This window comes from Solibacillus sp. FSL K6-1126 (genome assembly GCF_038003445.1).
Taxonomy (GTDB): domain Bacteria; phylum Bacillota; class Bacilli; order Bacillales_A; family Planococcaceae; genus Solibacillus; species Solibacillus silvestris.
Window position 1 is genome coordinate 831525 of record NZ_JBBOPD010000001.1, and the last position, 24353, is coordinate 855877.

The window sequence follows — 24353 nt, forward strand, 5'->3', positions numbered from 1 at the left end:
TCTTCTCTTGTTAGAAACCGAATCAATATAATAATAAATATATATTATTTATATGATAAATAAATCTTAGCCCTAATTCCTCAAAACGAATTAGGGCTATTTCTATTTGAGGAGGAAAGAGAATGAATCAATATGGAAAGAAACAATTAGAGTTATTTAAGGGATAAATGCAAAGTCAACCCGCTAAACGAGTGAACATCGTCAGTCTAAAGTTAGTGAAAGAATCAAGTATACTTTATAAAGAGCGTTGTGTTCGAAGTCCTGAAGATGGCTATCAATTATTGAAGCAATTCTTAGGAGAAGTAGATCGTAAATATTTTATCGTTGTTTGTTTAGACACGAAGAATCAACCAACAGCGATTAACATGTGTCACATAGGATCTTTAAACGGTGAGACTGTAACTAACTATAGTGGAATACTTGCTGTTGTTGATAATGCAAAACTAGTATTGAATTCTTCTATATTAAATACTGATGGTACAGTAACTGTAGGTTTCAATGAAACGTTAACAGCGGGTCCAGATGCTGATGATTTGAAATTAACTGTTAATGGTTCTATATTAGCTGCTACTGCTTATACTGTAGCACCAATTAGTGCAGGTGCTGATGCTGGTAAATATATGGTAACTGCACAAGGTTTAGAGGACAATGGTGCTGATGGAAATCCAGCTGGTGGCGATGATATTTTATATGTGGATGTAAATGGTAATAGTGCATATGATACTGGAACGGATATCATTGTGACAACTGGTACGGTTTCTGCAGGCGCAGTAAGCTTAAAATCAGCAGTATTCACATCTGCAAAACTAGGTACTGTTGCAGCTCCAAACACTGGTAAGGATGCAGACAATAACTTCCTTAAAGGTGATGTAGTAGTTAAAGTAAAATAAATTGAAATCATAGATTTCATAAATTTATAGAAGTCCTAAAGCTCCAGGACATGGTGACAGGTACCTCGTCCCGCTTTAGGAAGCTCTGTGCATAGAAAATCTCCGCAGAGCTTTTCTATTTGCTTGGAACCGAATCAAATAGAATGATAAACATATATGGGGACAAGGGTCAGGAGGAATGTCAACACTAATTCTAACACTTTTTATAAGAGATATTCTTCCTTGTAAGGGTATTGACCTGCCCGTCAAATCGCGAACTCGCAGTAGAATCGATAAATTTTTAGTCGTGATGGAAATACATTTGAACGGAAGAAAAGCAACGTGCAAAGGCGTTGGAGAAGGATTTACAGAAGAAAGAACAGGCATTGGCAGAAGCGAAAGCCTTATTACTTTGTACGTACCTTGGTCGGCTAACTTTGGACAATTTGTGTTGACAGTAAATCGGGATGTTGGGTAGTGTCGTGTGCGAAAATATTACTAATTGTATAAGTACCATTGGGGACTGCGGCATTCAGAAAAATTTGGGATATGATCGATACTTATTATAATACGGATTCTGTTCCGGGTCGAACAGGTTGGGGAGCCTATAAATTAACTTTTGATCTTAAGACGGATGGAAGCGGGACATGTTGGAGAAAGCACGATGAGGTTATGACTTCTGACAGTGGACGTGACGAACGTTACGAACCTAGTGAATATCGCACTGAAATTCTATTTGCTATAATTTCTACATATCGAGGAGGGCAAGGGGACAAGTACCTTATCTCACTGTTCTAAAGAGTACCCGGCCTTTAAGGAAAGCCTTGTGGAAAGGAATCTCTACAGGGCTTTTCTTAAAACAAATCAAATAGAATGATAAACATATATTATTTTCATGAAGAAGATGTTTTAAGCCCTAATTCCTTTTGAGGAGTTGGGGCTATTTACACTTATTTTCTTCAAGATTATTTCCCTAATTGCTTTATTCTTTATTTTTTACAACTATTTTTATTACCATAAAATTTGTAAATTACCATAATATTCTATACAATATCCCCTATGGAGGGATGTACATGCATTTTTTTAGCCAATTAAAAGTGAATGGGTGTTTGCTAGAAGTACAAGGTTATTTTCAGTCAAAAATGAATGTCCTGGTAATTCAGTGTAAAGAAGTTCTGCCGTTATTTAGAAATTGGAAGTATGAAGAAGTGCTTGTTGAAGAGTTTGCTTTAATTGATAATAATCTGACGGTATATTCAGATAGCTCTCCTTTGGTTATAGCAGAAGTTTGTCATAATCAGATAAAGTTATTACATATATAAAACTATCAACTTAAATATTGGGGGAGTTACATATGAAAGTTCATACTAAATTTCTAGCATCGGCAACAGCAGCTGTTCTAGCAGCAACGGCAGTTGTTCCTTCAGCCAGTGCAGCATCGTTTTCGGACATTAAAGGCAGTGGTCATGAGAATGCGATTACTTCATTATCGGAGCAGGGTATTATCGGGGGATATCCGGATGGAACATTCAAACCGAATCAAAACCTGACGCGTTCAGATGTTGTAAAACTATTAGGAAAATATTTAGTTTCACTGGGTCATGAAGTTCCGAAAGATTATAAAACGAAAATGCGCTTTACAGATTTAACGGCAAAATCTCAGGATGAATTGTTGCAGTATGCGGCTTTAGTGAAGGATGTTGGGGTTTTCCAAGGTAGTAATGGGGCACTTATGCACCGTGACCAGTTACGCCGCGACCAGATGGCGACTGTTTTAGTGCGTGCATTTAAAGTAATTAATGATTTTGATTATGTGGAAGCAATGAAAGAAACTGACTATAAATCGAATATTAGTGATTTAAACAGGACAACTAAGGAGCACCAGGAATCGATCGAAACACTTGCTTACTATGCAGTGACAAAGCAAAAGACATTCAGTCCTAAAGATCCGACAAAGCGTGGTCAATTTGCAACGTTCCTCTATAATATGCTGCAAATTGAAGTACCAAAGCCTGAACCGGAAAAGCCGGTTTTAACAATTAAAAAAGTAGAAGTACAAGCAGCAGACAAACTGCGTGTAACGCTTTCAGATGATAAGGCGTATATTGTGACATTAAAAACGCCGTTAGTGGAAAATGTGGAAACTGATGTTACTTTTGATGTTAACGAACAAACGTTTACAACGAAAGTAAAATTTGAAGTGCCGGATCTGAAAATTTCTTCTATTACAAATCCTAATGGCGGACAAATTGCGATTTCATTCAATCAGCCGTTGAAACTCGGGGCTGAGTTAAATACAGCAGCCGTTAATAAACTCGTTGCAGTTACAGGCGTTGATCGTCTTGGACAAGTACAGTTGTCAAAAGGCCAATTAAGCGAAGATAAGCGCACATTGACGGTAACAATTAATGCAACAACTGGGCTTGAAGGACGTTACCGTGTCGTAGTTGATGGCATTGAATCGGTAACAGCGAAAAAGCTTATTAAATACGATGATATCGCAACATTCGTACCTGATAAAACAGCACCGGGCGTTTTAAAAGTAGAAAATGTTTCGGCTACTAAAGTAAAAGTAATTTTTACAGAGCCGATTACAAATCCGATTGGGGTAACGCAATTTAAGTTACCAGATGGTTCGGTTGTTTCAGGTGTTCAAGGGACAATTGAAAAAAATGCGACAGAAGTTATTTATGATTTATCCGCTGCTACAGCCAAAGGACAAGTTTTAGCACCAGGTACAGCTATTGCGATTACATTTGGAACAATTATCGATATTTCAAACAATCTTTCTTCGCCAAACCCTTTAACAACATACGTTACAAAAGGCGATAAAGACGGTGTTGTACCAACGTTAACGAATGTTACACAACTGGGCGCGAAAAAGTTCAAGTTAACATTCTCTGAAGAAATTCGTACAATTGTTCCGGCAGATATTAAGATTGCTCAAAATACGTACTCACCGGTAATTACGAGTGTTGTGAAAGATAAAGACGATGCTAATTCATATATTGTTACGACAAACGGATCGTTAAATGGCTATACTACAATATCAACGACGCCTGGACGTTATATTACCGATGTTTCCGGAGAAGTGAATGTATTTTCAACTGCGTATAACTTTGTAGCGGATACGACAATTCCATCTGTTGTAAGTACGAATGTTGTAAAAGATAAAGGGATCGAGTATTTAGAGTTTACATTTGACCGTAATGTAGAAGCGGCGGCATTTGCACAGGTGACGCTGACTGGCAGCTATATTTTAAATGGGTATACGTATCCGTTAGAAAAGTCTTTAGTCGGACAGCTTGAAAAATCCACAACGAACGACAAAACAATCCGTGTTCGTTTAAGCAATTTAACTGGCTCTGGCGTGACAACTACTGCAGGCTACACATATTCAGTGGGTGCTACATTCACAGGAGTTACGAGTGAATATGGACAAGCGGTAAACCCGGCCTACCAAGTGAATTTTGTACGTGGTTCGGATTATGCGCAAAATGAAGAAAAGCTTTCTGTTTTAAGTGTGGAAACTTCGTATAATGCTAGACAGGGCACGGTAATTGATAATAAAACAATTGTCGTTACATTCTCGACACATGTGGACGGTATTACGGCATCGAATCTGCAAAACTATACATTGGACGGTTTGACAATCCAACAAGCAGTTGTTAAACATAATGAACCGTACAAAGTATATTTAACGATTAAGGAAGACATTGCCCAATCACGCGGTACGAATTTAACAATCAGCAATTTACGTGCGTTAAATTCAGTTGTAACGATGGAACCTAAAACAGAACTGGTCTTTTTAAATGAAAATATCGCACCGCAATATGTGTATCACAATATTACTGGTACCGATACGATTACGCTTTCATTTAATGAAGCGGTTAAAAATGCTTTGAATCATTCGTTTGAAGTAAAAGTGGGTGACTTAGCGGTGCCGATCTCACAAGTCTATTCAACTACTAATGAGCAAGTGGCAATCCGGTTAGCGCAATCATTAAAAGCTAACCAAGTTGTTACAATTACACAAACGGCCAATTCAACAGTAAGTGATTTTGCCAATAATAAACTGGTCCTTTCACCAATTCAATTTACCGTTCCTACGAATATTAATTACTAATTTTTGGAGCATATCTATTTCGATAGATATGCTTTTTTTAACTTTATAATACTTTTTAGTCATTTTAATGCAATTATGTTTATATTCAAATAATTCGTGGAATTGGAAAGGTTGTAAGCAACTTTAAAAAAGAGGTAACATATTCCATTGTTTACAAACTAGGAGGTTAATAAAGATGCAGAAAAAGTATAAGAAGTTTTTGACGACGGCAGCTACTGCGACATTAGTAGCATCAGCAATTGTTCCGGCGGCAAGTGCGGCCAGTTTTTCGGACACAGCAGGAAATACTCATGAGCGTGCAATTGATTCACTCGTAAGCCAAGGTATCATTTCAGGATATCCGGATGGCACATTTAAACCGAATCGTACATTGACACGTTCGGATGTTGTAAAACTACTAGGTAAATACTTAGTGTCAAAAGGTTATAAAATCCCTTCAGATTATAAAACAAATATGCGCTTTTCAGACTTGCGCAGTACATCACAGGATGAGCTATTGCAATATGCGGCATTAGTAAAAGACAATGGTGTATTTAACGGAAGTAACGGAAACCTGTTACCGGCGGATCCGATTACACGTGAAAATATGGCGGTTGTTTTAGTGCGCGCTTATACGAATATTAATAATTTTGACTTTCTAGGACATGTTATGGACCAGGATTTTAAAGAGGATGTCATTGATTATAACAGAGCGAAAGCAGAGGCACGCTCTGCAATCAGAGTTTTAGATTACTATAACGTAACAGGCGTACCGAACTTCAACCCGAAAGGTAATACAACACGCGGACAGTTCTCTTCATTCCTGTATAAATTGCTTCAAGTGGAAGTTCCAGGCGAAGGATTGAAAGCGGTTGAAGTTGTTGATGCATCGACATTGAAAGTTACGCTTACTGACAATACGGAACATACGGTAAAATTGGATACACCTTTGGAAACGGGCAAAGAAACGCCAGTTAAGTTTAAGATCAACGGTAAGGAGTATGGAACTTCTGTAACTTACAATGTTGCCTTAACAGTAAAATCAGCAGAAGCTACTGCAGCAAATAAATTGAAAGTCACATTAAGCGACAATTCCGAGCATGCAGTTACTTTAGAAAATAACCTTCCTGAAAATGAGGAAACAACGGTTGAATTTAAAATTGACGGTAAAGATTATACGGCGAAAGTAACGTATGTCGTTACTGAAGTGAAAGTCGCATCTGTGAAAGCGCTTAATGCAGGACAAATTGAAGTGAAATTCAATCAAAGAGTTGACTTGCCTGCCAGCTTAACATCTGCGCAATTGGCAAACTATGTATCAGTATCCGGTGTAGACAATAATGCCGTTACTCTTTCAAGAGGGCAGTTAAGTGAAGATGGACGTACATTGACAATCTCTACAAACGGGGCGGCAGCTTTAACAGGACGCTATCTTGTAAAAGTAAACAATGTGAAAAATACTGCCGGTACAACGGTTACTCCATATGATGACGTAGTCAATTTCGGTTCAGATACAGTGGCACCAACGTTAATCAGTACTGTAAACCGAGATGCGAAAACAGTCCGTGTTACTTTCTCGGAGCCTTTGCGCGCATTTAGTAACAGCAGTATTACATTCCGACTGTCGAACGGCACGAATGTAACAGGTATTACCGGAGAAATCGCTGCGGGTGCTACGTATGCAGATTTTGATTTATCCAACGCAATGGTTAATGGTCAGCCATTAGCAGCAAATACTTCAGTTACTGCAACATTTGCAGGACTGCGTGATATTGCAGGAAACTTCAGTACGCCAAATCCCCTAACAACTAGCTTTGCAATGGGCGGGGCTGATGGAGTAAAACCAACACTGACGAGCATCTCACAAACAGGTCCGAAAACATTCAGATTGGCATTCTCGGAACGAATTCAAAAACCTGCAATAGGTGATCTTGAGTTACGTTTAGGTAATTCGGCAAATGCGATCACGTCAATTGAAGCAGTGCCTGGTGATGACCGTTCATTTATCGTTACTGCTACGAATGATTTAAATGGTATTTACAATATTGGCACAGCATCGGGCAAAACGATTACGGATATTTCAGGCGAAACGAATACATTTACGATTACGCATTCATTTACACTCGATACCGCAGCGCCCGAAGTAACGTCAACTTCAGTAACACGTGAAGGCAATTTCGAGTATTTAAATATTACGCTCAACAAACCAGTGGATTTAGTAACTGCATCACGTATCACAGCGTCCGGCAACTATGTTAAAGGCGGTGTAACACATACATTCAATGGTACAGCAACAGCGTTAGAGTATAGAGAAAACGGCAATCGTTCAGTAGTGCGTGTGAAACTCGATGATTTACTAGGATCAGGCGATGCAGATAGTGCAACGTATAATGTGACATTATCGTTTACAGAAGTAGACAGTGCATATGGTGTGAATACAGCAAATAAAGCGGTCACTTTCCAACGTACATCGGATTATTCTAACAATGAAAATGTACTGGTTGCTCCAACAGTTACAACTTCAGTGACGGATCCAAAATTGACGAACAACCAAGTACGATTGAAGTTTAACCATGTAGTGGACGCTACAACAGCTTCTGTTGCAAGTAATTATTCTATTCCAAATGCAAGAATTACGAATGCGCAAGTTCCAAGCGATGCTTTAGATACGGTTATTTTGACGTTAGCACCAAATGAAACAACAGCTTCTGGAGAACGGAATTTAACGATTACCGGCGTAAAGGCAAAAGATTCGGTGGCATCGCAGGGGAACTTAACGGCCGTAGTCAATTTAAAAGAAAACATTAGACCAACGCTAAATTCTGCTCAATTTATATCAGCAAACCAAATCGAGCTTACATTTAGCGAAAATGTAAGCGGTCTTGCTGCAGATGCTTTTGAATTAGTAAACTCTGCAGGAGCAGCTGTCGGAATTGCATCAGTAACAGGGTCGACAACCGCCAATAAAGCAGTCGTTACTTTATCGGCTAACCAACCAGGTGGTACAACCGTTACGGTTAAAAAAGGTACAGGTATAGCGAAGGTAGTGGATGAGGCAGGCAATGCTGTTGTTGATACATTCGATAATATACGAACAACTTTAGGTACGAACTAAGTTTAGATGCGGCATACATGCTTAATTGCGTGTATGCCTTTTTATTAGGATTTTAGTTTTCTAATATAAACTGAAGATGTTCTAATAAATCTTAGGATGATCTAATAAGTAATTCATTTTCTAATAAAAAGTTTGCTTCTTCTAATAAGTGTTCCTCGTTTTCAAATATTACTGTTCAAAGTTCAAATAAGTCAGTTGGAACTTCTAATAAAGATTGGATTGTTCTAATAAAATACATAGAGTAAATAAATTAGCACGGTTGCAGAATAGATATAATTGAATTTTGAAGTCAAATATATGAAAGTGCTAAAATCAGTAGCGGAAGTTCTAATATAGTGTGGAAATTATCGAATATGTTCAACAATCTTTCTAATAAAGCTGTTTGAGGTTAATGAGATACCGGCTGTATAGTTATCATCTACATAAAACTAAAACTATTGTATAATTGTGCTAATTAGTTTAATCGAAAGGATTGATGTAAATGAAGAAATTATTCAACGTATCAATACTTACTGTAGTGTTTGTTATTATTTCAAGTGTTATCGTAAGCGGCCATTCAGTACAAGCATATACAAATCCATTTACCGACGTAAAAGAAACGAACTCCCATGCCAATGCAATAGTTTCATTATATAATGAAGGAATTATTACAGGTGTGACGAGTAAAACTTATGAGCCTAGTAAATCGGCAACACGGGGGGATGCAGCATTATATTTAGCGAACGCATTAAATCTGCAAAATACTACCGTGCCAAATCCGGAGTTCAAAGATGTTCCAACAACAAGCAAATATTACAAAGCCATCGCAGCATTAAATAAAGCAGGCATTGTAAACGGTTATGGCGATGAATTCCGCCCAAACGCAACTTTGACTCGTTCTCAGTTAGCCAAAATGTTAACGATCGGTTTTGAGTTGCAGCAATCTACTACTACAAAAACGAAATTCACAGATGTCAACAAGTTAACAGATACTGCAACGAAGAAGTACATTCAAACCTTAGTTGATTATGGAATTACAAAAGGTACGACATCTACAACATTCAGCCCGAATATGAAATTAACACGCGCACAGTTAGCGACATTTTTATATAATGCTATCGAAGCAACTTCAGATGACTTTATTGTAATTGGTATAGAATAAGAAAGCTTTTTGGGTAATGCACTTGAGTCTTGATATAAGCTCAAGTGTTTTTTTATGAGAAAATTCAGAGGTTGAGATTATGAGATAGAGGGGAGAGAAGAAGTGGAGAGCTTTTATGTGTAAAGAGGAAGTTTATGCTTGAAAGTGGAGCCTTTGCTCTGAAAAGTAGAACAGATTATGAGGAAAGTAGAATTTCAGAAGGGAAAAGTAGAAAGTTTCGGCGTGAAAATAGAACCTTTTTGTCGAAAAGTAGAACCACGCCGCCGAATACTAGACCCCCAACCCTAATAAAGAAATACCTACTAAAGGAAGCGAGAATTACCATCGCTTCATAACAAGTAGCGTGCTAAACTTACATTGAATGCTACTATTCTATTAAATATTGTACATTTCAGTGAAATATATGGCGATATTCGGTATAATTTATACGTTATTGAAATAAAAGGAGGGAATCTGTCGAATGTTGAAAATTAAATCAGCACTGTTAGCCTCGCTACTATTTATATCCACAGCGCTACCAACCGCAACGTATGCAAATGTACAAGGCACAGTTGAAGCTGAAAATCCAACAGTACAAAATTCAACCACTACTACGACTCAATCTACGGATTCCGGTAATAATCCGGTAGTTCAAGAGGAAACGGTTACAAATGAAAAAGAAGCGGATTCTACTTCTGCTGAAGAAAAAGCTGAACAAACAACGACAACACCTGCTCAGCCAGAACCACAAACAGAAACATCTCCGGAAAAAGAGGAATCAGTAGAGCAAGAGTCTCCGGCACAAACTGAACAACCTGCAACTGATGCAGAACAAAACGAGCCATCAGAGGAGCCAGCTAATCAGCCGCAAACAGGTGAAAAGTTAACGGTTAAGCAGAAGCTTGCGGATGTGCCGGATAATTTCTGGGCAAAAAATGAAGTGATGCAGCTTGTGGAAATGGGCGTTATCGGCGGTTACCCGGATGCACAGTTTCGTCCCAATCTAAATATTAACCGCGGTCAGGCGGCAAACCTTTTTAAAGGTGCGTTAAAGCTTCCGGACGGTAAGTATCAAAACAAGTTTTCAGATGTAAGTACGAAATCTAGCTTTTTACAAGGTGTGTTTTCTACATATGAAGCTGGTATTTTTGGTGGTAAACCAGACGGACGTTTCGGTGTAGCGGATGCGTTAACACGTGAACAGATGGCGACGACTTTAGTGCGTGCATTTGATTTGAAAGATACAGGTAAGGAACTGACATTTAAAGACTGGAACAAAATCAGTGAATCGCACCGTGATAATGTTAAAATTTTAGCTCAGCATGGGATTACAACAGGGCGTGAAGACGGTACTTACGATCCGAAAGCAACAGTTAACCGTGTAACGTTCTCGGTCATGCTTCACCGTGCACTAGTTGCAACAAATCAAATTGCAAAAAACGAATATAAAGTTCAAGCAGCAGAAGTATCAAGTAATTTTAAAAACAATCGTGAAGAAATGAACTTTGCACAAGTAACATCGGATGCAAACCCGTTATATCTGCGTTCAACAGCTACGATTGTATTTAAAGGAACAACGACTGAAACTTACGGTGTTGCAAAGGATACAGTTTATAATTATGCAGTCGGAAACCAAGGGGCAACAGTGAAAGTAACAGTTCGAGCTTTGGAAAACGGCGATGATTTTGTGTTTACAACGTTAACGAATAAGGGGAAATCAAAGCTGACTGTGGATTTATTCCAGAAAGCAACGAATGTAACGAATTACCGATTGTACCGATATGATCGTTTCCCAATCGAAAAAAATTCGGCTGATGTATTTGGCTTTGACTCGTCATCATACCCGACAGGATTATTACGCATTATGGAGAACGAAAAGCTGGCGACAGATCGTATGGTCGGAAAGGCATATCGTTCAAAACAATTAACACAAAGCTATAAAGATACTGGTGGTACAAGTTATATGCGTGATTTGGAATCGGAGTATGAAGCGTATTCACAAGCATGGCTTGGCGAAGATTTATTCAGCTACTATACACTTGTTTCTAATGGCAACGATATTGTTGACACATGGTATATGAATTCAAATGAACGTTTATTTAAAACAGATGAAAATATGAATGGCTGGATGCTTGAAACTGCGCTTAACTATAAGAAGCGTAACAACTGGTATACTGCAGAAGGTCCATACAATAAAATGGCGACAACTACAGAGCCAATGCCGAAATCTTACCAAGGGTTCGGGCGTAATCTATTGTTGGTAAAAGAAGACCGTGCACTTGTATTATTAAAAGAACAGGGCGACCGTTATTTTGCAAACTTAGTGAAAAACTCGTTCATTAACTTGAATAAGTTTAAAGGCGACGCGACTTACTGGAAGACTGAAGTAACGAGTACGTATTTGAAAAACTTATTTGGCATTACAGCACCATTTATCGACACGCGCTTCAATGAGCAGATTGCGTTATTCTACTATAATTCCGGGGCCGAGTTTAATATGCCGAACTATAAAGAGCCATTACGTAATTATGCAGACCTTTTAGCATCACGTAAACAAGCGGGGCATGTAATTAATGTCGCTAAAGATGCTTACTATATTTCAGATTACTTCCCTGTGAATCAGCAGGTGACAACACATGCATCGATGAACCATGTACTTGGTGGCATGAATGTACTGTTGTTGGCATATAAAGAATTCCAGGATCCAAAATATTTAGAAGCGGCAAAATCGATTAGCCGTGCATTGCGAATTGAGAAGAACAAGTGGATCCGTTCAAACGGAGATATTTGGTACCGTGTGAATCCAAAAGGTGAATTTGCCGGTGATGATTATCAGCACTTAACGCTTGAAGACTTGATCAACTCTTATAAAAACTGGAAAGATGTAGATCCATCACAATTACCGGTGTTTGAAGAGATGTTGATTTCAAAAGCGAATTATTTATCGAAAAACCGTTTAGGTCACACATACAAAATTAAAAATGGTCTTGAAGAAATCGGCATGTCCGAGTATTTACCGGAAGGCAAATTATATACAGACGCATTGTAATAAAAAATCACTCTATTCTTTATTGGATAGAGTGATTTTTTTTGAGGAAGTGGCGAATAAATATAAAAAATGTCAATTAAAAATGGAATTGCCGATTATCTCATGTAAAGTGTCGATTATTTGATATTGAATGACTAAAATACTAATGAAAATGACTAATAAGCTCACAACGTTGACTAATATGAATAGATAATTGGCGAATAAATGTTGTCAGTTACGGATTTTGTAACTTTACAATGCATTTTGAAGAATAAGGATCTCCTTTAGGCGAAAATAGCATGTAAAGTGCCGAATATTCATTGGGCTCATTTACCCTAAATCCTTTTCCTTATATATAAACTAACAAACTGTGAGAATATGCCGATAATTAACCTAGGATTATGAACCATTTTTGAGCATTACTCGTGAAGGAAGGGATAAAACGATGAAGAAAAACTTGAAGGTTGGTCTGATGGCGGGGCTTTTGATCACTCCTGCTATCATTGCGCAGGCTGGAGAGGCAGAAGCGAGCGAAACACCGACTCCCTTTAATGTCGTAGCATCAGTTACTGCAGAGGGATTATTGAATAGTTTTAAAGCAGTCAATGAAGAATCAGGCGCTCAAACAATTCAAATTGAGCGTAATCGATACAATACAATGTCTGATGAGGAAAAAGCCTTATTATCAGATGCGAACAAGAACTTAATTGATTCCAAGCTTACATATTTAGAAGACTATATTGAATTTACGAAAAAGGCCATTAGTTTACAGGACGATATAGTAAAACTAACTCCATCCAATAAAAACTTAATTGCGGAAACTAATGCTGTTCAAACTGTATATGACGAACTGTTAAAAGATATACCTGCAGCTTCACAGCAACTAAGTTTAGCTGCTGTTCAAGCAGGCGAACTTGCCGGTAGTTTCCTTTCAACACTTAAATATTACGGAGGAAATGGAACAGACGAATTTGTTAATAAATTTGTGAGTGAACAATCTGTAAAAAAATTGAAAACGAATAAAGAGGTTGTTGAGCAGCTGGAAGAATTTATTTTGAATGCAATTTCTCCTATTCAAACCGCTTCAAAAACGGAATCGGTTGATAAAGATATTTATGAAAATGTTGTTGAAAATGCCCGTACGATGTTAAGTGAAATGGAAATTTCAAACCCGTCGTTAAAAAACATTTTAATAATTCAAATCGTTGAAAATAGTATCGGCGTTGAACAATTTATAAAAAACGCAGAGACGAATATTATGAAAGCTGAATCTGTAGAAAATAAAATAAATGATATTAAACTCAATCCACCAACTGCAACTACGTTCAATTCAAAAATAACGACAATTATTAATGAGTATGAAAAATTGTCTACACTTCAACAGCAACTGGTAGAGAATTACAGTGATTTGGAAAGCTACATAAATGCTTTACAAGTTTTGAATGAAATTACCCAATTAACGAAGCTGAAGGCAAACTCAGAAGAGCTTCGCACAAAATTACCGACAATAGAAGCAAAGTATGAAAATCTGAACACAATCGAAAAAACATTTGTTACAAATTATAATAAATTGTTAGACATGCAAGAGGCTATTGAAAAAGTACAAAAAGTCGAAGTGGAAATATTAAAAATCAATACTGCAACATTTAAAGAGAAAAGCTTGATCGTTGCGAATGCGCGTAAAGCTTATAATGGCCTATCCTCGTCGGACCGCAAATATGTATTAACAGAGGCATTGGATTTACTAACTTCTTGGGAAAAAACATCATCAACAGCCGCAAATGTTATAAAACAAATTGATGCAATCAAAACAGATGTTTTTTCTAATCATGATGATAGTAAATTAGCGGATTCCAAAAAGTTATCGACGACAACAAGTTTTATCACGAAAGTTCGCACAGCTGAATCCTCTTATGCAAAGATTAAAGCAGGCGAAGGACAAACTGCTTCGCCAGAGCAAGAGCTTGTCACGAATCGTGCCCGCCTAGAAGCCTTGATGCCGATAGCGAAAATTGCCGAATATGTAGCCAACTTAAAAGTGACGAGCACTACTTATATGGAAGATCTAGTGGAAGCGGAAAAACAATTAAATACTTGGGATTCAGTCAAAGTTACAGTTCTTCCAGATGATACAGAAAATATCGAGAAACTTCATCAATTTTTAACGTCCTATTTGCAACTGCAAAAAGATGAACTATCTATAGCTACAAAATTGGATACTGACATTCTTGTTTATGAAAAAACTGAATTAGTCGATTTGCAGCAAATCGATGCAGCACGTGAAAAATATAATTCACTATCTGCGAACGGCAAACGATTAGTAAAAAATATTAAAGTATTAACAGAGATTGAAAAGGCGAATAAGGCAGTATTAAGTACAATTCAGGCAATCAGCAAAATTGATGTAATGGCAAAGGATTTTACGCGTAAAACGACTGCAGCCGAAACATCCTTCAACAAACTGGCAGAGCCTATGCAAGGGCTTGTTTACAATAGAAATAAACTAGGTGAGCTGTTGCCGTTCGCAAAGCTGATGCTTGAAATTGATGCAATACGTTCTACTACAGCTGAATTTAAGGTTAATCTATCGAAAGTACAAAATGATTTTGCAAATATGTTTAAGGACTATAATGCTCCGTCAGAACCAGTTACAGATCTTGAGAATATTCAATTAAGGCTCTTTACCGAATACGGAAAAAAATTAAAGGGCTTTGAAACGATTGTTTCTGATTCGTTTTCAATGGAAAGCCGAATCGATGCACTGCAAACAAAATCCGGTGAAGCATTCATCACCGATTTAGCGGAAGTATCGGCAATTTACAAAAAATTGGATTCTGCAACGAAACGCAATGTCGGGAATGCCAAAGTGTTAACGGAGCTTGAACGGGACTACAAAGCATCACTGAAAGTAATCGAACTTATTGAAAAGCTGCCCGTTCACACAGACCGTAATTTTCCGTCAAAAGTAGCGGCTGCTCAAAAAGCATATGAACGGTTAACGGATAAGCAAAAACAAGATGTTTATAATTATAGCTCGAAGCTGAGCGATCTTTTAAAAGTAGCAGATTTAATCAACCGTATAGAAAAACTGCGTGTTGGGTCGAAAACCTATGAGGCAGAAGTTGCGGCAATACGTGCGGATTATGCAGCACTATCTGTTCAAGAGCAAGAACTCGTGCACAATATTACGAAGCTTGCGTCTGCAGAACAAGGTGTTTCCGATGCCAAGAAGGTAGTGGCACTAATTGATGCGGCAATACCTACTGCGGAAGGTTATATTCAAAAACTGATTGATGCGCGAAACGGCTATGACAGTCTGACTAAATCAGATCAGCGTTTAGTAACGAACTACAAAGATTTGACGACTCGCGAACGCGGAGTAAAACCGGTATTAAAACTGGATAACGATATTCTCGCATTGGATCCTTCAAATGCTCGTACATTTATTTCTAAGTATCAATTAGCAGAGAAAGCCTATGAAAAGCTGACAATGTCTGAACGCGCACTGCTCGTCAACAGTGAAAAGTTATTGGGAGATTTCGCTACCATTTATAATGTAGTAAATACAATTAATTCGATTAAATTATCGAGCAAAACGTTTGTGGAAGAGACAGCAGCAGCAAGAGCGTTATATAACGAACTGCCGGCTGAGTTAGCAGCGCAAGTGTCGAATTTAGCGACATTGCAGGAGCATGAACTGAATGTAGAAGGCGGCGCAAAGGTAGATGCCATGATTCGAGCATTAAATGCAGCACCGGCAAATGAATTTATCGCCAAAATAAAAGAAGCGCGTGAAGCCTATAAATCATTAAGCTCGGCCAATAAAAAAGGCGTGACGCTCGAACCTGAATTAAAAGAACAGGAAAAATACATTAAACCGATCGAAGCGGCAATTAATGCAATTGAGGGTTTGAGCAATCCAAGAAATGATTTGAGCCGTCAGTTCAATACAGTCAATAATGCACTGAAAAAACTGGATGATAAACAAAAAGAGTACGTAACGAATATGGATCAGTACTCGAATTTATCGAATGTAATTCATGTCTATACACTAATTGCCGGGTTAAAGCCAAGCGACAAGTACTATCAAGGGAATATGGAAGCCGCAAAGCTGGCATATGACAAATTGTCTGAAGAGGAAAAATTGAAGGTAACAAACTATTACAAATTACAAGAGGCAGTACTCGATATGACAGAAGTCCAAAAGGTGACGACAATCATTGCCTCATTGAATTCTTCTTCCAGCAGCTTTGCTACAGATGTTACAAATGCATTGGCGGCATATAAAGCACTTCCTTCTGGTTCCAAGCGTCAAGTACTGAACTACTCTGTTCTTCAGCAAGCCGAAAAAGATTTAAAAGCAGCGGAGCGTGTCATTAAGCAAATTGAGGATCTGGATTCAACCTTAAGAACGTACGCTTCAAGAGCAAAGTCTGCGAAATCAGCTTACGATCGCCTGACAAACGACCAAAAATCATTAGTGAAAAACTACAATAAACTGCAGGCAGCTATTTTTGAATTAGGGTTGTAATTTAATTGAAAATATTATAGTTTAATTACTGTACCCCAAAAGGTAGAATGGAAAATCTGCCTTTTGGGGTATTTTTTAGAGTAAACTTAAATTTGAGCTGGACGCTTTTTAGCAGAAAATAAGATTGATTCTGGTCGAATTTGGCGTAGAATTTCTATTTAGTGGCTTTTAAGTTAGTAGACAAGTTTTCTGTTAAGAGAAAAGTAATTAATTCATTGTATAATAATAGGAAATGGACTGATAGGGGGGGTTTGATGAAACGGGTTTTAATTATGGGGTCCATCATTGCGTGTTTATTACATGCACCATCTTCTGATGCATATGCAAAAACGTCTTCAACTTTCACTGATGTGAAAAATACGTATTGGGCAGCACCTGTAATATATGAGCTAGTTGAAAAAGGGTTTATGGAAGGCTATACAGACGGTACATTCAAACCGAACAGTACGACGACTCGTGCTGAGGCGGCAAGTATTATTGCAAGAACGATGGGCATTCCTCTCGCGACTGATTTTGTTCCGGAATTTACGGATGTTCCTGCAAATCACCGTTATTATAAAGAGATTTGTAAACTTGCAGAATTGGAGATTATTCAAAACGCTAGTGAGTTTCATCCTGAAGCCCCTTTAAAGCGTGCACATATTTCAAAAATGATCGCTCTTGCCTATGAGGTTGAAGTTGATCAGAAAAATAAGACATCATTTAAGGATCTGCCTAAAAACTATTGGGCAAAAGATTATATTGAATCATTGGCAGATGTGGAAATTGTAAAAGGAAAGACTGCTAAAACTTTTGAACCGAATGAGTTTGTTACACGAGCTCATGTCGCTGCACTGACGATGCGCGGAATGGAATTTAAGGAAAAGATTAATAATCTGGAAGTAGTATATGACTTTTTACAAAAAGATTATATTGATACAGTGAATCATCATAAACAGTGGGAGAAAAAAATATTGGAGCTTGTTAATAAAGAACGGGCTGCTAAAGGACTTTCACCATTTATGCAAGACAAGAAGTTAACACAGATTGCTATTATTAAAGTGAAGGATATGCTAAAACGCAATTACTTTGAACATAATTCACCATTTTACGGCAACCCGTGGGATTTAGCGACATTGTTCGATTATGAATATTCAAGCTATGGAGAAAACTTGGCCCGAAACTTCGAGTCACCGGAAACAACGTTAAAGGCTTGGATGGCGTCACCGAAACACCGAGATAATATTTTAAAAGAAGTATACACACATATGGGCACCGGCATTGAGCAATCTAAAAATGGAAAATATTATGTAGTTCAACACTTTTCTAGTAAATAAAATGGTAAATACTAGTACCTTACATTACAGTAATGTTACGAAATATAATTTCATATTATAAAAATTCTATTAAAAACACCAAATCTCTGCATAAATACAGGGATTTGGTGTTTTCTGTTTTTATATCGAATTACTACAAACTGTTACACAAGTGAAAAATAATATCACAATTATATATGTTACCCTGTTATTAGGTTAAATAAACATGAACAAACAAGTTTTACGTTATGTTATACCTCGAATATTCATCACGAGGCCTATTTTGAAGGGAGTTCCATTTTAAAGTGAAAAAGAAAATCTTATTACCGATCTTTGCAACTTTCATGATTTTTTCAGGTGTAGGGATGGGTTCGAATAATACAGCACAAGCAGCATCAGTTTCAGAATTAACAGCAACAGCTTCTAAATATATCGGTGTACCATACGTTTACGGAGGAACAACAGCAAGCGGATTAGATTGCTCTGGATTTACTCAATTAGTATTCAAGCAATTAGGCTTTGACCTTAACCGAACAGCTGCTTCTCAATATAAACAAGGTAGTGCCGTTTCAAAATCAGATTTACAACCAGGCGATTTAGTATTCTTTAATACTACTGGTAAAGTAGCTTCTCATGTTGGTATCTCATTAGGTGGAAATAAATTCGTTCACGCTGGTACAAGCACAGGCGTTACTGAAGCAAGTTTAAATTCTTCTTACTGGGCGAAACGATATAACGGAGCAAAACGCGTAGCGAGCTTTGGAGAAAGTAATAAAGTAGTTGCAGCAGTATCTTCAGTTGAAAAAGAAGAAGTTAAAGATTCAGCTATCGATTTCACGATTTATGCATCTCGTGGTGAAGTAGCAATTCAGTTAGCAAAAACATTAGGTTTAGATACATCTGATACAAATTCACCATTCACAGATATTAAATCATCATCAAAATATGCAGGTGCAGCAACAGCACTATATAAATTAGGTGTTTTCACTGGTGATGAAGGTAAATTCAATCCAGCTTCACCATTAACACGTGCTCAAATGGCAAAAGTGTTAGTAAAAGCATTTGACTTAAAAATGAAACAAGATACTTTAAAGTTCACAGATGTACCGACATCTCACTGGGCACATAACGACATCGCGATCTTAGCATCGAACGGCATCACAGTTGGTAAAGGTGACGGCACATTCGGTACAAACGACAACGTTATGTTAAAACATTTAACAGCTTTCATTAACCGTTTACAATAATAAGATTGGCAATACCAATACTTAATGAATAAAAATTAGTAACTTCTACATATCTCAATAGATATCCACCTTGCAGGGAAGTACTTACTAATAGTATTTGAAACACAGACGAAATTTGTCTGTGTTTCTTTTTTTGTTGGAGGGGGAGCTTTATTAGTAGTTTACGGAGGAAAAGTAGAAACTCTTTCGTATAAAGTAGAATAGTTGCAAGGGAAAGTGGAAATTTTTACTCCTAATGTGGAACAATCAGCACTAATAGTAGAACTCTACAACTCTATTAGAAATTCTTAGAATGAAAGTGGAAACTTTTTCGCCTAAAGTAGAAGTTTACGAGAGAAAGTAGAACCTTTAACTCATATGTGGAACAGTACACGATTAAAGTAGAACCCCACCAGTTTATTAGCCATTCATTGAAGCCATTGTCACCTAAATGAGAAACTCTCATCAGCAAATAATGAAAATATCACTTTCTATTTTCTATAATCTAGAAAAATACTAAATTTCTTGCTTTGTACATATTAATTTTATGAATAATTTGGTAAAATGGGAACTATCTAATAGAGGGGAGGATTTTAACATTGTCTTTGCGCAATCTGGTCATGTCGGTGACAATCATCTTCATGGCAATGTTCCAATTGAATACGGCATATGCTAGTACAAGCTTTGCCGATGTCCCTTCTTCAAACGGGGCGTATAATGAAATAAACTATTTAATAAATGCGGGTGTCATAAAAGGGTATACAGAAAACGGTAAAACTCTTTATAAACCGAATGCCCATGTAACCCGGGGGCAAGCTGCTAAAATGGTTGTTGTTGCAACAAATAACAAGCCTTTAACTGTAAAAAAGTCCTCGTTTTCTGATGTTACATTAGGCACTGAGCTTTCGGGCTATGTAGAAAGTGCTGTGGAGTTAGGGTTTTTCTCTGAGCAATCCAATGGAAAATTTGCGCCGAACACTCCTTTGACAAGAGAAGAAATGAGTAAAGTGCTGGCCATTGCATTTAAATTAAACACAGCTCAAACAGAAAAGCTGGAAATTCCATTTAAAGATATTAAACCGACGTATGGCTATTATCCATACATCGCGGCAATCTACTTTAACGGAATTACTGTAGAGGCTGATAAATATAATCCGAAAAATTCAGTAACACGTGCACAGTTCGCATCATTTATTGCTCGTGCCTCTTCTGAAAAGTATCGTTTGCCATTGCCTGTTCAAGGGGTGACTGTACCGGATAATTCGACAGCAGTTGCTTCTGTTAAAGCAAATGTAAATAATTTAAATGTCCGCACATCTGCATCTTCTTCAAATGCATCGAATATTTTGGCGAAAGTAAATACAGGTGCATCGTTTGCTGTATTTGAAATCCAGAAAGATGGTTGGCTGAAAGTTTCCCATGAAGGACGCTATGCCTATGTTTACAAGGATTATGTAGATTTTATTGATGAAACAGGTAAGCAGCTTAATAAAGTACAAAAGCATGTTTACGCATCGGGCAATATTAAAGCATACGAAAAGCGTGATGTTGGTTCAAATAGTGTAAGTTCAATAGCAGCAAAAGAGAAAATTGCTGTTTATAATACGATTGGCAATTGGTATGTTACGTTAGTAAATGGTTTACCTGCCTATGTCCGTGTTTCTCAAACTGAAGACACATTGCAGACAGAACCAGTTACTCCTCCAGTAGTGGAACCGGAAAAACCGGTAGTGGAAGAGGAAAATAATGTACCGAATCCACCTGCAGGTAATGGCGGTGAAAATGAACAACCAGTTACCCCGCCGCAAGAGCTATTGACGAATACGGTTGGTAAAGCAACGGTTGATGCATTGCAAATTCGCGAGACTGCTTCAGGCAGTGCACGTTCGCTTGGTCAAATTAAGCGAGGTACACTAGTGGAAGTCCATTCGGTATCCGGTAGCTGGGCTAAAATAACGTATAACGGTATAAATGGTTATATTAATAAAACATATTTACAACTTCTAAATCAAAAAGGACCTGCTGTAAAAGATCGTATTATTGTTCTAGATCCAGGTCATGGCGGGAAAGACCCAGGTGCTGTAAAGAAAGACGCACGTGAAAAGGAAATCGTTTTAAAAGTTGCAAATCTCGTAAAGCAAAAGCTTGAAAAAGATGGTGCAAAAGTGAAAATGACGCGTTCTGGAGATACATATCCTAGCTTAGAGGATCGTGTTCGATACGCAAAAAATGAAAACGGTGATATTTTTATCAGTCTTCATGCAAATGCAGCAGCGAAGGAATCAGCAAATGGAACGGAAACATTCTACAGCGTGACTTCCAATGCAAATGAAAAAGAAGATTTAGCGTTGGCAACGGCCATTAACAATGAAATCGTTAAAAACGCCAAAATGTACAACCGTGGTGTAAAGCGCGCAGACTATGTTGTTATTAAAGGAAACGTAATGCCTGCTGTTTTAGTGGAACTCGGTTTCATAACTAACAATGAAGATAGAGAAAAACTGGTATCTGACGAGTATGTCGAAATTTTTGCTCAGTCCATTTACAATGGCATTGTGCAATATTATACGAAATGATGAACTGAGTGGCTTCCTGATAGAGGGGGGTTGCTCGGTTTTTTGTTTTCGATTTGCTAATATCTTTATCAGAAGTTCTAATATCCTGAAAAATGCTCTAATAAAAGTGCCAAGTTCTAATAAAATAGGTATCTCTTCTAAAATGACATCCGGATGTTCTAAAATCATAGCTGGAAGTTCAAATATCCTATCCCATTCTTCTAATAACCTTCACAACTTTTCTAATAAACAACAACTCACGCAAACTCAGCCCCAACTCAAAAAAAATCCAGCACTTCCGTAGAAGTACTGGATTTAAATATTAATTTCCTGGAATTAATTGAACTAAATCAGAGCGTACCCAACCGTATTTTGCAGGAGGGTTATTGTCTGACATAATTTTGTACCATACATAGCCGTCCGTACCCTTCGTTTCTTCAACGATTGAGATAGGGTAACCGAACACGCCTGTTTCACCTACATATTTGGCTTTATAAGTGAAGTGAACTGGCGAAGCTGTAGATGGCTCGTTACGAACATTTACTAAAAGACCATTTTCATATGATACGAAGGCCAATTTTGCTTGTTTGTAATCTTTTTTACCAAAGCGGTTATCCATACGGTACATATGGCCCGCAATTTTACTGCCCCAGAATGGATCTGATGCATAGTGCACGTTCATGCCGGCTGTTTTATTCCCCGGTGTTGCACCTTTTGCATAACCTCCTGATTGAGGCACGTAGTTCAGGTTGACATAGCGGTTAATAAACGCAAGGACACTATCATCACGAGATTTATAAACTTCACCTAATGTCGGATCTGTATCGAATACTTTAATACCGAAAATATTGTTTTTCGTTAATGCATTTTTACTTACACCGTAATCACCTTCGTGCATTGCTGCAGCTAAAATGAATAGGGCATTGACATTATATTGTGCTTCCACCTGCTTTAAAAATTTACCCATGCCGATTAAACGAGATTCAGTCGTTGCTTTAGCATATTGAGGGGAAGTTTTGATTGCCTGGCGCTCTGCTAATAATGTCATAATCATATTGTCCAGTTCCTCAGCTGTATAGTTAGATGGCTGACGAATCGATTGGAATTGGAAGTACGGATAATGTGTGCCTACTTTTTTCGTTAATAGAACATCAGAGTAGAAATTTACACCATCTTGGCTATAGTATTGACCGCCGCGCTGCATAAATACAGGTGCTTCACTCACTACATAATCCCAATTATATTTTTGTGTAATATGGTTGTACGTACGATGTGTTAAGTAACCGCCTTCAACAAAATAGAAGTCTTGTCCTTTAATTAAGCTTGTCGGTGTTAATGTAACTTCATCAATTTTCGCATAGCCTTTTGTATCAGCTAATTGAACAATTGCATACTGATCGTTGCTTCCGATGTATTTAAACTGAGAGCCTTCTACAGCATACGATAACGACTTCGTGAAGTTTTTATCTGAATAAATTGTTACAGTGTTTGCTTTCGTATCAGCTGCTGAAGCGATACCAGATGACATTTTAATGATTTTTTCGCCTTTAATAATCAAGTTTGAGCCAGAACTTTTTAACGCTGATTCAGCTTGTTCGTAGTTAAAGTAAACAGTAGAGTTTTTCGTAATTACTCCATTTGAAATTTTGCCGACATAATAAACATTTGGGTTCGGAGCAGGTGTTTCCACCGGTCCTTCACCTTCTTTTACAGCAAATGTTTCGATTGTCGTTTGCATACGGAATAAAAATGCTGCAGCATGAGCGATTGTCGCATTGCCCTGAGGTTCAAAAAATACCCCGTTTTTCGTATGCGATCCACGGATAATATTGTAGTAAACATTTGTAGATACAGCTGGTTTGAACTGATCACTGATTTTGTTGTTATCCTTGAATGTTAATGGTTGTCCTTCCAATGGCACGTTTGAATAACGCAATGCTTTTTCCAAAAGTGCTGCCATATGCTGGCGCGTAATCTTTTCGTTCGGACGGAATGTGCCATCAGGATAGCCACTTAAAATGTTAGAGCCTGCAGCTGCCTGAATTTCACGTGTCAGTTCATTACCAGCTTTTAAATCTTTAAAAGTGTATGTAGATGAGTCTGGTAATTCAAGTGCGCGTGTAATGTAAGAAGCAAATTCACCTCGCGTAACGGCACGGTTTGGGTAGTAATTTCCTTTGCTGTCTGGTCGGATGACATTAAGATTAGACCAGTATGTTAATTCATTTACCATTTGATGGCCTTTTATATCATTTGCATGAGATGTTGATTGTGTTGTGAAAGACAGAGCAACGATTAATGCGAATGCTAGTCCAACTATTTTTTTAAACACAGATTCACGCTCCTTTCCTATATGATGATATTTTACCAATATATGAGCGAGAATCATAGATGAATCCTAATTCTTTAGACGTTTGTAATATAAATGTAATTAAAAAGTCCTTTGAAAAATATTTTGATGATAGGGAAAAATGAGTTCAATACTATAAGGATAGAAGATATAAAAAAG

General features: G+C 37.6%; 11 protein-coding genes and 1 pseudogene. 11 read left to right on the forward strand and 1 reads right to left on the reverse strand.

All coding sequences use genetic code 11. The features are described from left to right. Positions 1-167: 167 nt before the first annotated feature. From MHH44_RS04055 to MHH44_RS04105, 11 genes and pseudogenes are all read left to right on the forward strand, one after another. Positions 168-396: pseudogene (locus MHH44_RS04055) on the forward strand (JAB domain-containing protein); the annotation flags it as partial. A gap of 672 nt (positions 397-1068) precedes the next feature. Further along, the gene (locus tag MHH44_RS04060) at positions 1069-1347 is read left to right on the forward strand and encodes a hypothetical protein (RefSeq protein ID WP_340797876.1); all 279 of its coding nucleotides are present in this window, start codon (positions 1069-1071) and stop codon (positions 1345-1347) included. A gap of 595 nt (positions 1348-1942) precedes the next feature. Further along, the gene (locus MHH44_RS04065) at positions 1943-2191 is read left to right on the forward strand and encodes a hypothetical protein (protein ID WP_340797877.1); all 249 of its coding nucleotides are present in this window, start codon (positions 1943-1945) and stop codon (positions 2189-2191) included. A 32-nt stretch (positions 2192-2223) separates the two neighbouring features. Next, positions 2224-4995, forward strand: coding sequence for an S-layer homology domain-containing protein (locus MHH44_RS04070; protein WP_340797878.1), 2772 nt, complete (start codon positions 2224-2226; stop codon positions 4993-4995). Between the two features lie 175 nt (positions 4996-5170). Continuing rightward, positions 5171-8089, forward strand: coding sequence for an S-layer homology domain-containing protein (locus MHH44_RS04075; RefSeq protein ID WP_340797879.1), 2919 nt, complete (start codon positions 5171-5173; stop codon positions 8087-8089). Between the two features lie 481 nt (positions 8090-8570). Further along, positions 8571-9230 (forward strand): S-layer homology domain-containing protein, encoded by a 660-nt coding sequence (locus tag MHH44_RS04080; protein ID WP_340797880.1) that lies wholly within the window; start codon positions 8571-8573, stop codon positions 9228-9230. Positions 9231-9690: 460 nt separating this feature from the next. Then, a complete protein-coding gene (locus MHH44_RS04085; protein WP_340797881.1) occupies positions 9691-12258 on the forward strand; it encodes an S-layer homology domain-containing protein in 2568 nt (855 codons plus the stop codon). A 424-nt stretch (positions 12259-12682) separates the two neighbouring features. Further along, a complete protein-coding gene (locus MHH44_RS04090) occupies positions 12683-16768 on the forward strand; it encodes a hypothetical protein (RefSeq protein WP_340797882.1) in 4086 nt (1361 codons plus the stop codon). A 254-nt stretch (positions 16769-17022) separates the two neighbouring features. Beyond that, complete coding sequence (locus tag MHH44_RS04095; protein WP_340797883.1) at positions 17023-18084, forward strand: CAP and S-layer homology domain-containing protein; 1062 nt, start codon at positions 17023-17025, stop codon at positions 18082-18084. Positions 18085-18368: 284 nt separating this feature from the next. Continuing rightward, on the forward strand, positions 18369-19310 hold the full coding sequence (locus tag MHH44_RS04100) for a C40 family peptidase (RefSeq protein ID WP_340797884.1): 942 nt from the start codon (positions 18369-18371) through the stop codon (positions 19308-19310). A gap of 578 nt (positions 19311-19888) precedes the next feature. Continuing rightward, positions 19889-21865 (forward strand): N-acetylmuramoyl-L-alanine amidase, encoded by a 1977-nt coding sequence (locus tag MHH44_RS04105; protein ID WP_340797885.1) that lies wholly within the window; start codon positions 19889-19891, stop codon positions 21863-21865. A 301-nt stretch (positions 21866-22166) separates the two neighbouring features. On the opposite strand, the gene MHH44_RS04110 is transcribed toward MHH44_RS04105, so the two are convergent. Continuing rightward, on the reverse strand, positions 22167-24176 hold the full coding sequence (locus MHH44_RS04110; RefSeq protein ID WP_340797886.1) for an S-layer homology domain-containing protein: 2010 nt from the start codon (positions 24174-24176) through the stop codon (positions 22167-22169). Between the last annotated feature and the right edge of the window lie 177 nt (positions 24177-24353).

Excerpts from the sequence above, each read along its gene's own strand:
- MHH44_RS04075 (WP_340797879.1), top strand. The coding sequence starts at position 5,171 with ATGCAGAAAAAGTATAAGAAGTTTTTGACGACGGCAGCTACTGCGACA.
- MHH44_RS04085 (WP_340797881.1), top strand. The coding sequence starts at position 9,691 with ATGTTGAAAATTAAATCAGCACTGTTAGCCTCGCTACTATTTATATCC.
- MHH44_RS04070 (WP_340797878.1), top strand. The coding sequence starts at position 2,224 with ATGAAAGTTCATACTAAATTTCTAGCATCGGCAACAGCAGCTGTTCTA.
- MHH44_RS04095 (WP_340797883.1), top strand. The coding sequence starts at position 17,023 with ATGAAACGGGTTTTAATTATGGGGTCCATCATTGCGTGTTTATTACAT.
- MHH44_RS04060 (WP_340797876.1), top strand. The coding sequence starts at position 1,069 with ATGTCAACACTAATTCTAACACTTTTTATAAGAGATATTCTTCCTTGT.
- MHH44_RS04065 (WP_340797877.1), top strand. The coding sequence starts at position 1,943 with ATGCATTTTTTTAGCCAATTAAAAGTGAATGGGTGTTTGCTAGAAGTA.
- MHH44_RS04080 (WP_340797880.1), top strand. The coding sequence starts at position 8,571 with ATGAAGAAATTATTCAACGTATCAATACTTACTGTAGTGTTTGTTATT.
- MHH44_RS04090 (WP_340797882.1), top strand. The coding sequence starts at position 12,683 with ATGAAGAAAAACTTGAAGGTTGGTCTGATGGCGGGGCTTTTGATCACT.